Raw genomic sequence first — 13,783 nt, forward strand, 5'->3', positions numbered from 1 at the left:
CTTAACTCCTCGCCTCTTCTGCCGATAATTGGGCAGCTAATTGTGCTAACTCAGCCTCAGTCATCGCTGAGCCATGTTTTTTTACTACTGCTGCTATCGTTTGTTGTTTCAATTCCTGCTCAGTCGGTGCAGCAACCGATGCCTGTGGATCTAACTGTGCGACAATTTTTTCGGCAATTCGACTCACCGTTGCGCCTTCAGTGAGTGCCATCACTGGCAAGCGTACTTTAAAACGCTCCTCAATCGCGAGTACTAATTCCATCCCCATTAAAGAATCCATGCCTAAATCAAATACTGATTTATCCGCTGAGAGTTTATCCGCTGGTAACCGCAAAATATGCCCTACCTCAGCTAATAACAGCTCAGTAATCAGAGCCTGCGTCGCTTCAGGGCTTAAACCTGCAATCATTTCATGAATATCTTTGGCTTGATCCGCATCATCCCCACTGGCGACCGCACGCTGCAATTCACTGAACTTTGCTGAACGAGCATTCGGCATGACTCGCTGTAATACAGCCCAGTCCCAATTTACAACAGCGACCCCAGTTTGTTCGGTCTGCAACAACTGTTCTAACACCGCTAAAGCCTGTTGGGTCGTCAGCGCCGCCCCACCTAAACGAGTTTGAAGAGCATCTTTAACGGCTTCATTACGAGTGAGATAACCCGCATCGGCTATCGGCCCCCAAGCAGCATAAACTGCTGGTAGTCCTTGCTCACGCCGATAGTGTGCTAATGACTCTAAAAACAGATTAGCCGCTACATAATTCGCCTGACCGGGGTTACCTAAATAAGTCGTAACGGATGAATACAACACCAAGAAATCTAAATCCAGTCCTGCAGTTAGCTGATGTAAATTCCATGCACCTAGCATTTTTGGGGCTAAGACTTTACGGAAGCTAGCAGCACTCATATTCCGCACAATCACATCATCCAAAACCATCGCAGCATGAATCACGCCCGCTAAGGGAGGTAACTTAGCTTGAACTTCAGTCAGGACTTTAGCCAAAGCTACTTGATCCGCCACATCACAAGCATAGCTCACACAACGGATACCTTGGGCTTGTAAAGCTAGCAAAGCCGCTTGATCCTCCGCTGGAGCTTGACCACTACGACTCAATAAAATTAAGGTTTTTGCCCCTTTCTCGGCTAACCAAGCCGCTGTCTTTAAGCCAAAACCACTTAAACCACCGGTCACTAAATAGCTCGCTTCTGCTTTTAGTGTTAAGCGAGCGACTATTTGGCTTGGGAAAGTCGGTTTTAATGACTCACTTTCAAAAGATACGATTACTTTACCGATTTGCCGTGACTGCTGCATATACCGGAAAGCGTCTTGAATCCGCTGCGCAGGAAAAACTCGATGGGGTAAAGGACGCAACACACCGGATTGGAACAAGTCCATCATTTCTTGGAACAAACGCCCTGCTAACCGAGGGCGCTCTATCAGTAATTGATCAGCATCAATCCCAAAATAGGCAATATTATTACGGAAAGGGCGCAAGCCAATTTTGCTATTCTCATAAAAATCGCGTTTACCCAACTCGAGAAAACGCCCAAAAGGACGCAAAATGCTAAGATTGCGATTGATGGCCTCACCCGAAATAGAGTTCAGCACAACATCAACCCCTTGCCCTTGACTAAGGCGCAGTACCTCTTCAGCAAATTTTAGGCTGCGTGAATCTAAGACATGATCTGCGCCCATCAAGCGCACAAAATCACGTTTCTCATCCGTACCTGCCGTGGCAAAAACCTCTGCACCGCGATAGCGTGCGTATTGAATCGCTGCCAAACCCACCCCACCTGAAGCGCCATGAATTAAAATGCGCTCACCGGGTTCAAGTTGGGCTAAATGTTGCAGCGCATAATAAACCGTAAAGAAAGTCGTGGGGATGGTCGCTGCTTCCTCATCCGTCCAAATGCTAGGCTTATGCGCTACGGCAGTCGTGCGCGTAATAACACGAGTACTAAAACAGGCTGGAGCAAAACCAATCACTGCATCACCGACTTTAAAATCAGTCACTGCAGACCCTACTCGCGTCACAACCCCAGCTAACTCCATCCCCAAAGAAGCGCCCGCGAATCCATTTTCTACCGCCTCATCCGAGAGTAAGCCCATCGCATACATGACATCACGAAAATTCAAACCTGCTGCTTTAGGCAGGATCTCAATTTCATCCACTGCTAACTGTTGTGCAGGTAATTCACGCCAATATAGATGTTTTAATAACCCAGGTGAGGTGAAATCGAGCGCCAAGGCAGGTAGCGTCGTCTGAGTGGCTGCCTTAAGACTTAAATGAGTTTTATGTAAACGCAGTACTTGGCGCTGAGCAGCAGAGACTAAAACTTCATCCTCGCTCTCAGCATATAAATATTCGTGTAATAAGAGTTTAGCGGCCTCCGTGGGAGAAGGCAGCTGTTGCAAGTCGATCAGTTTAATATTTAAGTCAGGATGTTCATTCATCAACACCCGCCCCAAACCCCATAAAGGTGCTTGGGCTGGCTGAGTTACTTCCATCGCCCCAGCTGTCACTAACCATAACTGCGAGAGGGTAACCGCTGCTTGATCTAACGCTTGTACCAAACTTAAGGTACTCACACAACGCTGCTCTTGCAGAGCCATTAAATCCGCTGCTGTGCTAAAATCTAGCCCCTGTAGCTGAACAATATGATCAACTGCTTGATCTAGATCTAAGGCTACTTCGGTTTGTAGGTCTACCTGTTGACCATAGCCTAATAAACTATCTTGGAGGGCATGAGCTAAATCTGCTGAATAGCCTGATTCATCGGCTAAAATTAACCACTGCTGGTTAGCGACTTTAGGCTTATGCGGCACAGCCTCATGACTAAACTGGGCTGCCACGATGAAACTACCCGCTGCCTGCTCCTGATCCTGAGGCTCGAAATGAATTTGAATCTGCTTAAAGGGTTGCTGGCTCAGTAGTGCTTGCCATTCCTGCACCGTATGCAGACGTGGCACAAAAGCTTGGCCACCGAACTCATCAACAGGCAGCCACCAATCAGGCTGCAAACCTTGCGTTAAATCTAAGAAGCGACTGGTTTGCGCTTGAGCTAATAGCAATAAAGCCTGAGGTTTGGCCAATAATTGTAGACGCGGTAGCCATTGCTCAAGATCGCCCCAATCTGCTAACGCTTGCGCACTGAGAATGAGATCAAACTGACCTTGCTCTACTAAAGCCTGAGCTTGCTCACTGGTGAACTCAGCCGCAATAACTCGTGCTGAGAACTCATTAAAGCCCGCAAACTCATCCTGCGCTTGAGCTACCTTGCCAGCATCTGCATCACAAAAGACATAATCAACCTGCGCACTCGACAAAACGGGTAATAGTAACTCGGTTAAAGCACCACGATCACCCGCTAACTCTAAAATACGCAAACGCTGATGAGCAGGCCAAGTCCGTGCTAACTGCTTAACCATCGCTGCCAGCGCTAAATTACTGGCACGGAAACTCGGCGAACTGGCCAACCAATGCTCATAACTACTACTTTTAGCGGGCTGTAATAGTTCGCTTGGCTCTAACTTACCCTGCAATAGCTCGACTAAATGCTCACCACAACGACCTAATAAGACTAACTCGGGAACATGAGCAGGTGAATCACCCAAAATTGCTAACCAAATATCCTGAGCAGCGGGCAAGTCTGCCTGATCCACTAATTGCCAGTACCCCTGCTCTTGTTCAGCTAGACCATCTTCTTCAAGGATAGCCAATAAACGGCGTAATAAAGGTAGTTGTGCCTCCACGATCCTCTGCGAGGTTTGTAAGTCTTGGATGGAAAGTGGCTCAACCGAATCAGCAAACAGCTTGACCATAGTCTCCCAAGCAAAAGCCGTTGCTAACACTTCAAATAAAGGCGCTATTTGCGTGAAATGCTTTTGGCGCTGCAGATTAGCTTCTTGGCTCGCTAAAGCCTGCTGAGCTACTTGGACTACAGCTTGCAACTCAACCTGAGGTGCTAACTCAAGGCCTGTAACTAAAGGTTGTGGAACTTTGATAAACTCATACAGCTCCGGCTCGGCTTTTTGATGACGCGCAAACTGCACGGCACGGAAGCGGCAATTGATTAGCTCAGCCACTACCGCACCTTGTTCATCCCATAAAATAAAATCAGCCAACACCGAGCGGGGGCTTTGTTTTTTGAGCTTAATCTGTAAATGAGTGATGCGCGCTGCCGACTCAAATAAATTGAGCTTAGCGATTTGAATTGGAATCAGTGCAGCAAACTGCCCTTGTTGAATATCCTGTTGGAAAATATCCACTAAAACTTGGAAGCCAGCATCAAGCAAAGCGGGGTGCAATAAATGCTTAGCAAAACCAGCTTCAATTTTTGCTGGAATCTTTAGCTCAGCAAGAGCGGCTTGACCCTTGACCCAAACTTGCTTAACCCCTTGAAACGCCTCTAAATAGCTTAAACCCACCGCTTCAGCTAATTGATAATGCACTTCAGCACTAATCGCCGCTTGAGTGTTGGGCGGTTGAGCGAGCTGAGCGACCTCAAGCGCATCTTTTAAGACCGATCCGGTCAAACGCCCCACCACATTCACCGTCCAAGGCGTATCACTTAAACGATCACGACTACTGATTGTGAAACTACCATCGGCGGTTTGTAGCCTTAGGCGCACCATCTTGCTAGCACCCTCGTCCAACATAATCGGTGCATGAATCTCAAAATTTTCTAAACTATGGGTGGCTTGCTGTTGCTGCCATTGGGCTGAGGCGGCTAAGGCCATTTCCACATACGCAGCCGCTGGTATAATCACCGCACCATCCACTCGATGATCCGCTAAATAAGGGAGCTTGGCTGTATCGAGCTGATTTTCCCAAGTCGCATCTGCATCTTTGAGGCGATAACCTAATAAAGGATGGCTAAGTTGGCGATTGACAAGATTAGGGCCTTCATTCGTCAAGGGATACCAATAACGCTCACGTTGCCACGGATAAGATAGCAAGGGAATGAAACGACCACCGTCTGGCAATAATTGAGTTAACTCAAGCGGACAACCCGCTAACCATGCCCGATAAGCCGCTTGCTTGGCAGTAACCGCCGTTTCAGCCTGCCGTTGATCACTCGCTAAAATACTACCCTCCACCGATTTAGCGCTCATGCATTCATTGATATAACTACGCAGAATCGGGTGGGGGCCTATTTCTAGGAAAAGTTTGACACCGCTATCTAATAATAGATTCATGCCTGCTTCAAAGGCGACAGGCTGGCGAATATTCTGCCACCAATAGTCGGCTTTTAATTCAGAACCAGCCATGACACGCCCATAAACCGTAGAGACAAATTGAATGCCGGTATCTGCATTCAGTGGCTGCAAACCCTCTAAAGCGCTTAGCAAGTCAGCTTGTGTACTGTCCATCCAATGACTATGGAAGGCATAATCTAAGTCGAGAATACGGAAGAATACCTTATCTTGCTCAAAAACCGCTTTGAGCGTTTCAAGATCAGCGAGACTTGCGGATAAGGTCACTGCATGAGGACTATTCACTCCGGCAATTTCCACGCGAGCCTCCAAGCCTAAAGCCTTTAATTTGGCTTGCATCTTCTCCAAACCGAGACTCGCAGCAGCCATTCTGCCCTGACCACGTGTCTTAGCCTGAGCTTGGCTACGCTCATAAATAACCCGCACCGCTTGTTCTAGGGATAAAGCCCCTGCCGCCCAAGCCGCCGCTACCTCACCAACGCTATGACCCAACGTGGCATGAATCTTGATCCCTTGCGCTTGCAAAACCCGAACTAAGCCAACTTGCAAAGCAAATAATAATGGCTGTGCAATTTCAGTCAGCGATAAGCGTGATTGTTCTGGACTCGCTTGTAACTCGGCAATTAAAGAATAATCGGCATAAGGTTTTAAAAGTTGGTCCAGCTCTTCAATAGCTGCACGGAAAATAGGATCCTGCTCAAATAAGACAGCCCCCATACCCTGCCACTGCGAGCCATTCCCAGAAAAGACTAAAGCTAACGGCGTATTTTTTTCTAATAACCGTCCTTCAGTTAAATGCGCTAAATTCTTTTTCCCCTCAGCATACTGCTGCAGCGTACTGATCGCCTCTGCTCGAGTTTGGGCGGCTAAAACTAGGCCTTGTGGTAAATGCGCACGATGCTTGGCTAAGCTCCACGCGAGATCTTGATACTGAATGCGGTCATCAGACAGCCAAGTCGCATATTGACCCGCCATCGCTTGTAAAGCAGCGGGGCTACGTGCTGAGAGTATTAAAGGGGCTAACGCTGACGAGGTGTTCACACTTACAGCAGGCTTTAATACCGGACGATAGGACTCAATCAAGACATGCGCATTCGCACCCCCAAACCCAAATGAGTTTATCCCAACCAGTTGGCGACCCTCAGTGGGTTTTAAGGGCGTCAACTGAGTGACTACTTTTAAGTTCAAGCCTTCAAAGTCAATTTTAGGATTAAACGTTTCGATATGAATGGAAGGCGGCAAGGCTTGCTTCTCAAGCGTCAACACTGCTTTTAATAAGCCCGCCATCCCTGAAGCCGTTTCTAAATGACCTAGATTACTTTTAGCTGAGCCAATCAATAAGGGATGATCAGGACGACGTGCTTGACCTAAAACCTCACCAATCGCTCGAGTTTCAATCGGATCACCGACCGAAGTCCCTGTACCATGTGCCTCTAGATAAACCAGATCATTAACATCAATATCAGCGGCACTATAAACCTTACGCAGTAACTTACCTTGCTGATTATAGCTAGGTACGGTAATGCCATTAGTTTTCCCATCGGCATTAATACCCGAACTTAAAATCACTGCATGGATTGGGTCACCGTCCGCTTCGGCTTGCGCCAAGGGTTTTAAAAATAAAACCGCAGCCCCTTCAGCACGGACATAGCCATCACCACTCGCATCAAAGGTACGACAGCGTCCTCGTGCTGACAACATCGAGGCCTGCGAAAATCCCACAAATGCAAACGGATGCAACAGCATGTTGACACCACCTGCAATCGCCATACTCGCCTCGCCGCTGCGAATTGCTTGGCAAGCCTGATGAACAGCCACCAACGACGAGGAACAAGCAGTATCAACGGAGACACTCGGACCATGTAAATCAAAAATATAAGAAATACGATTGGATGCAATACTAGCGGTGTTACCCGTCATCGTGTATGCGTCCATCGAGGCAGGATCGTCGACCCGTCGATTCAGATAATCGGTACTGGCAATCCCCACATAAACCGCACAATCCGAACCAGCTAAGTGCTCGGGAATTTGCCCACCATTTTCTAAGGCTTCCCAAGCAAGCTCTAGCAACAAACGTTGCTGAGGATCCATTTGTTCGGCTTCACGCGGTGAAATCCCAAAAAAGGCCGCATCAAAATGCTCAATATCGTCTAAAATACCCGCAGAAAAAGTAACCGTTTTACCCGCTGCTTTGCGGTTAGGGTGCTGAAAAAATTCAGTACCAAAACGTTCATGGCTAATTTCTGTGACAACATCTTGCCCTTGACTTAAAACCTGCCAATAATCATCTAGAGATGCAATGCCACCCGGTAAGCGGCAAGCTACACCTACAATCGCTATTTTTTCATGCATGCAGGTTTGAGAACTCGTCTTTTTATTACTCACAATCGTCACAGTCTAAAAAATCAGGAGGATAAGCCAAGGGCGCATTCTACAGGGTTAATACCTGAACTTGAAAACCCCGTTATAAACATGCACCACTTTCCGTGCTTGGCGGTAGAACCAATTAACTTTATTTTTCTGTTTGCCGCCCTGCTCCTGCAATTGGCGGTGCAATAGTTCAACAGCATACTCAGGCGTGGTGAAAGCCCCTGTTTGCCAATTGAGATAGCGTGGATACAAAATTAAGGTTGCAGCGACTAATTCGTCCAAACTCAACCGTCGATTGCGCCTAGATAACACATGTCGATCCATCGTTAAACCCCACCCCGCATAAAATGGCAAACCATAACAGGCAACTTGCTTACCGCGTAGTAACCCCTCAAACCCGACCAACGAAGTCATGGTATGCACCTCATCGACTGCATCTAAACAATCAGGAATACTTGCATCTTCAAGTACTAAGTCACTGTATTGCTTCAGAAGCGAAGCTTCAACCTTACCTTTACGATTACCACTGACTACATCAGGATGTGGTTTATAAATCACATAAGCATCCGGTCGAGCTACACGCACCGCTTTTAACAAAGCAGCATTATCTGCAATGTCTAAGCAGCCTTTACGAATCGAAACATCATCCTCAACTTGACCTGGCACTAAGATAATCAGCTGACCTTGGTTTGCCTTAATTGCATCCGCTACCGACTCTATGCCCAGATTGTACTTACTGAGTCGATTTTGCAACAGTCTGTTGCGCAAAACGGACGCACGTTTGAGCAATTTAGGTGAAAAATCACTGTTTTGTAGGTAATACTCTAAATCACTCGGCTGCTGAGGATCATAATAGATACCGCGCTGATCGACCACTAAGGATAAAGGCGGATTATAATCAGACCCTAAACCCACTGAACGAATAAAGCCATCCTCTACTCGCCAAATCGGCACTTGTGTCGCTGCTGCGAGGCTAGTGACCTCAGTCGCTGCCCTTTCCCCCCAAACTGCTAAACGTGATGCCTGATTAAACCCTCGCTGGAGAGCGGCTTGTTTTTTCCAAACAAAATAAAATGCTGTATTAGGTGCATATAAAAAACGCCGAAGGTAATTTTGCTTCCAAACCGAAAAGCCAAAGCAATACCAAGCCCCTGCATTAAGCGCGGCATAATAGTTCTGTAAGGCAATATACTCAACTACCCGTTCTAATTCACAGCGAATCCCAGTCTCAGGATCAAGATAACGGGAGTACAGTAAATAAGCAGCCGCAAACACCTCCGTGACTGAGCGCTGGCGACTACGCCGCTGAAACACCATTAAACTAGGCTCAGCCCGATCATCCGTTAAGCCCCAGCCCGCATAGAAAGGTATCCCAAAACAAGTCACCTGTTTCCCCATCAATAAAGCCTCGAAACCCAATTGCGAAGTCAGTACATAGACCTGCTCGACCTCTGCTAACAAACTTAACGGGTTAATCGCCTGACTCACCCAATGAACTTTGGGGTGTTGCAATTGCTTAGGGAAGCAACCTTGCTTTTTACCGACGATCACATCGGGATGGGTTTTTAGCAAAATATGAGCATCGGGGTGTTCCGCTAGAGCCGCCGCGAGCATCTGCTCAGCCAGCTGTTCCGCACTATGCGGTGATATTAAGCCGTATTTGAGCGACATGTCCCCTGCCGTTTGATCAACGACTAACACTTTTTTACCTGCGGGCAAATTTAAGGGGTGAGTCGCTAAGGGTGCATTATTATATTTAGAAACTTTATGCTGAGTGATGAGCTGCATCAGTTGAGCCGCACGCTCTAATAAACTCGGCTCTTTGAGTCGCCCCTGTGCATCCTCTGCTAGCAGTACTTCCAAATCAGAGGCTTGAGTCGCATCATAATAAATACCTCGCTGATCACTCACCAAAGAAAAAGCATGCGCACCTAACACCCCTTGCCCGAGGGAATGGATAAAACCATCCTCTAAATACAGGACGGGTAAAGCTAATTGGGCTGCTAAGAGTTCAGCTTTTTGTGCACTCGGTTTACGTCCCCAAGCTAAAACCGCTTGAGCTTTGACCTGCTCGGCCTGCTTGGTATACAGAATAGGCGCGCCCAGCAATTGCTCTAGCCCCACATGACGGCTCAGCTTGGCTGAGCAACTGATAAACGGCTCTATCCCCACAAACTCACCACCCGAACTCGCATAAACCTACCTTTAAAGATAAGACCTTCATTGATCAATGGCTGCAAGGTATACTGCAGCCGCTATTCAATCTGGCAAACATCGACATGGCAACTTTGCGCCCAATTATTTACAACTTACATCGACTGATAGATCGTTGCACCAGCCCTAGTCCTACGGGAGTGGATCGTGTCGATCTCCATTATGCTCAGTTTATTCTACAAAAAGCGCAGGAACGCCCGATCTACTTCCTTCGTCAGCGCCAGAATGTGAGCTATTTAGTCCCCTTTAAACAAGCAGCCAGCCTAATCAATACCTTAGAAAAACGTTGGCTACAAGGCCTTAAGCTGCCACAAGCGCCAATAATCAATACCTCCTATGATTATCTTCGCCACTGGCCAGCCACCCGCTTTCGCCAACAACGTCAGTTGTTGATTGACCCAGCACTCCGACACCACTTAAGTCACTCCACTAAGCCGCCCATTTATCTACATAGTGGGCATGGCACACTACATCATATTGATTTACATGAGCAAATCAAAACTCAACTCCAGGCCGATATGCTCTATTATTTACACGATTTGATTCCGATAGAGTTTCCTGAATACACCAACCATCCTAATGCCTTGGCTATGCACCAGCGCCGTCTCAAAACGATGGCCACTACTGGGCGGTTAATTTTGGCTAATTCCGAAGATTCTCGCCAAAAACTTTTAGCTTACTGTCAGCAGCATCAACTCCCACAACCTGAAGTTCAGGTATTATTCATTGGTGTCGAGGAGCTATTTATCAAAGCAGCTCAGCAAGCTAAACAGCCTATTCCTTCACGTTTTGCAACACTCGCTCAATCACCTTATTTCCTCACGATTGGTACGGTCGAGGCTCGCAAAAATCATTTATTGCTATTGCATCTTTGGCGGCAACTGTTTGCGGAATTAGGCGAGCATTGTCCTAAATTAGTCATTTTAGGTAAACGTGGCTGGAAAGCCGAACACATTTTTCACTTATTAGATAGCTCACCTGCTTTGCAACAAACCGTGATTGAAATTCAAGATGCCAATGATCAAGAAATGCTAAGCTTAATTCAAAATACTCAAGCTTTATTATTTCCAAGTTTTGCCGAAGGTTGGGGCATGCCATTGGCGGAAGCCTTGACATTAAACACCAAAGCTATTTGCTCTGATCTACCTGCATTAAGAGAATGTGGTAGAACACAGAGTCTTTATTTAAATCCTCTCGATGGCTTAGCTTGGAAAGCTGCGATTTTGAACGCTTTATCTGAGCCACCTCAACTCAAACAAGCTTATCTACCAGATCGCTGGGAAGACCACTTACAAAAATTAGATGAGTTATTAATTTCATTAGAAGCTAAATCTTAATTAAGCGCTCATAAAGTCTTAACTAAATGCTCATCAAAATCTAATTTTGACAAAGATGAAGAGGTAAACCTAAGCCAAACCCCTCTCCAGTCACAGTCAGATTAGGATTATAACAAGGGTCTTGATACATTAAGCTTTGCCAAGTTCGATGCATATAGGCTGTTTCAGCAAGATAACGGCGGCGCTGTGCCTTGCTTTTATCTCGACCACGACTCACTGACTCATGATGATAAAGCTCTGCATACGGTGTCCAGAGATTTCTATAGCCTAATTGTTTAATCTTCAAACACAAATCAATATCACTCCAAGCAATCGGCAAATCTATTTCATTTAATCCACCCACCGCTTCGTAAAGCTGCTTGCGTACTATTAAACAAGCCCCAGTCACTGCGGTAAAATTTTGCACTAACTTTAAGCGTCCCTGATAACCCTCAGCCTCTCTAGGATAATAACGATGGGCATGACCACTGCCCCCACCACTGCCTAAAATCACACCGGCATGTTGAATACGACCATCAGGATAATATAATTTTGCCCCAACACAACCTATTTCAGCTCGGCAAGCCTGACTGATCATTTCAGTTAGCCATTCGGGATTAATCACCTCAATATCATTATTGATTAACCCGATAATACTGCCTTGCGCTTTTTTGACAGCAAAATTATTAATAGCTGAATAGTTAAATGCTTGGCTATAGACCAAGACTTTTATTTTATAGCTTTGTTTTTGAATGCTTTCTAGCCATGATAAAGTTTCAGGTTCTTGACTATTATTATTAACGATCAAAATTTCATAGTGCGGATATTGAGTTTTTTCTAAAATACTTTGGATACAGGCTTTTAACAAGGGTAACTGGTCTTTGGTCGGAATAATCAAAGAAACCTGCGGTAAAGCCTTAGGTAACGGAAATAGCCAACGCCTACTCTGCTCGATCAGACCGGCTTGAACCTTTGCACCAGCTAATTGCAGCATTGACAAGTCAAGCTTTGGGCTAGCTAAATTAGCTTGGCAGCGATGATAACCAATCATTGGAAGATGAACAATTTGCTGAGGCTGAAGACTCGGCAGAACTTGCCAGAGGAAGGCCTCGATTTCAAGCTCAGCAGGCAAATTCAAACTTAAATACCAAGCTCGTCGAACAAAGACCGAACTACCTAAATAATTAAACGAATAAAATAAATCAGGATTCCAATCCGGTTTAAAACAAGGACGGCTGCGAACCCCTGCAGAATCTAATGCATCATGATCCGTATAAATTAATAAGACCTGTGGCTGTAGATGAAAGGTTTTAGCAATTAAGGCTTGGCATTCAGGATTTAATTGATCACCTTTACCCAACAAGCTTATGAAGTCCTGTGTATCCATAGAGTCACTGAATACTGACTGCGGTTGGCAAGCTAACCATAACTGGTAATCTGCCTGATCAATACCTTGCTGTTGAGTTATCTTATAAAAAGCAGCGACTAACTGCTGTGGAGTTAGCTGAGTCAGGTTAGCTACTTTTAATAGCCAGCGTTTTAAATAAAAAAATCTACACTGCGCCGTTTCACAATTTTTTCTGAAGCTTAACTCTTTAGTCAGGCGCTTAAACTGTTTCCTATAAATTAAAAACTGACTCAGGCTAGCCAATAACAAGTGATCATTCCGGTTAGTGTTAGTTTAGGGTTGGTAGCAATTGATTCGTTTCACTCACTCGACACTCAATATGGTCATGAGTGGATAAATTTTTTACCGAAAACTCAAAACCAACATAAGCTTGACGATTAACATTCCATTCGCGCAACATATGTCGATAATCATTAGCCAAAGCTTGCCCCTGCTCTTTACCATTTACCCACAGAGTCACTTCAACTGGCTCTTCACTACTGGGATTAAAAACCCAGCCTGTCAGACGGTTATTACTCAGGACATTAGCCACGCCATGCATATAGGGCTGACCTTTAGTAAATAATTCATAACGCTGTTTAAATAATGCATTTAATTTTTTATATAACATTAAATCTTGTTCATTATTTTTTTCTAACAGCGCAAGTAACTCACTATCCGGTTGATACTTAACTGCAGGACGCTGCTCGTTGATATTAAGAAAGGATTCTTGAACTTGCAAACCCAGTTGTGACCTAAGCAATTGCAAAGACTCTCGATAAAATTCTTGTAGACCTATAAAACCGATCAAACTAAACGGCATACGCCCTATATTTCTAGTTTGTAAATTCATGTGCGCTGGCTTGGAACAAAACGACTCTAAAGACTCTGTAGCCCCCTCTACTCTACGGATATGCTCGTATTGTGAGATTGTTCTTTGTATGGGGTCACGCACAAACATAATAATATGTTTGCTATAAAAAAATGGACCGTACTTTTTAATCGGATAATGTCCAGATAAACAAATTAACTGCTTTTGCTCTGCTAAAAAAGCGCCAAACTCAGGGTAGGCCTTTCTTTTATGAATATATTCTATAACTGCAGGACTGGTGGTGGCTTCATCAAGGCCATAATCACAATAGAGACCCTCTCCAAAAATCCTTTCTAAAGAATCACGGAAACTAGTCCCTGCGGTTTTGGGAATATGGACAAATAAATAAGCATTTTCGAGCGGAAGGCGAGCCACTAAGTCGAACTCCAAAGCAAAAACATTAC

The 13,783-nt window shown here is 45.5% G+C and carries 5 protein-coding genes; 1 reads left to right on the forward strand and 4 read right to left on the reverse strand.

Going from position 1 to position 13,783, the window contains the following annotated elements; all coding sequences use genetic code 11:
* Nucleotide 1 precedes the first annotated feature (1 nt).
* Nucleotides 2-7,573, reverse strand: a complete 7,572-nt coding sequence (locus tag B5D50_RS12170) for a type I polyketide synthase (RefSeq protein ID WP_078922916.1) — start codon at nt 7,571-7,573, stop codon at nt 2-4.
* 87 nt (nt 7,574-7,660) lie between these two features.
* Nucleotides 7,661-9,763 carry a capsular polysaccharide biosynthesis protein gene (locus B5D50_RS12175; RefSeq protein WP_078922917.1) on the reverse strand — a complete coding sequence of 701 codons (2,103 nt, stop codon included), beginning with the start codon at nt 9,761-9,763 and terminating at the stop codon, nt 7,661-7,663.
* Between the two features lie 107 nt (nt 9,764-9,870).
* On the opposite strand from B5D50_RS12175, the gene B5D50_RS12180 reads away from it, so the two are divergent.
* Nucleotides 9,871-11,142 carry a glycosyltransferase gene (locus B5D50_RS12180; protein WP_078922918.1) on the forward strand — a complete coding sequence of 424 codons (1,272 nt, stop codon included), beginning with the start codon at nt 9,871-9,873 and terminating at the stop codon, nt 11,140-11,142.
* Between the two features lie 40 nt (nt 11,143-11,182).
* On the opposite strand, the gene B5D50_RS12185 is transcribed toward B5D50_RS12180, so the two are convergent.
* Both B5D50_RS12185 and B5D50_RS12190 read right to left on the reverse strand, forming a co-directional pair.
* Entirely contained in the window at nt 11,183-12,508 is a 1,326-nt protein-coding gene (locus tag B5D50_RS12185) for a glycosyltransferase family 2 protein (RefSeq protein ID WP_143594351.1), read from the reverse strand.
* 289 nt (nt 12,509-12,797) lie between these two features.
* On the reverse strand, nt 12,798-13,769 hold the full coding sequence (locus B5D50_RS12190; protein ID WP_143594352.1) for a sulfotransferase family 2 domain-containing protein: 972 nt from the start codon (nt 13,767-13,769) through the stop codon (nt 12,798-12,800).
* Nucleotides 13,770-13,783 lie beyond the last annotated feature (14 nt).

This window comes from Thiothrix eikelboomii, assembly GCF_900167255.1.
GTDB lineage: Bacteria > Pseudomonadota > Gammaproteobacteria > Thiotrichales > Thiotrichaceae > Thiolinea > Thiolinea eikelboomii.

Excerpts from the sequence above, each read along its gene's own strand:
- B5D50_RS12170 (WP_078922916.1), bottom strand. The coding sequence starts at position 7,573 with ATGCATGAAAAAATAGCGATTGTAGGTGTAGCTTGCCGCTTACCGGGT.
- B5D50_RS12180 (WP_078922918.1), top strand. The coding sequence starts at position 9,871 with ATGGCAACTTTGCGCCCAATTATTTACAACTTACATCGACTGATAGAT.
- B5D50_RS12185 (WP_143594351.1), bottom strand. The coding sequence starts at position 12,508 with ATGGATACACAGGACTTCATAAGCTTGTTGGGTAAAGGTGATCAATTA.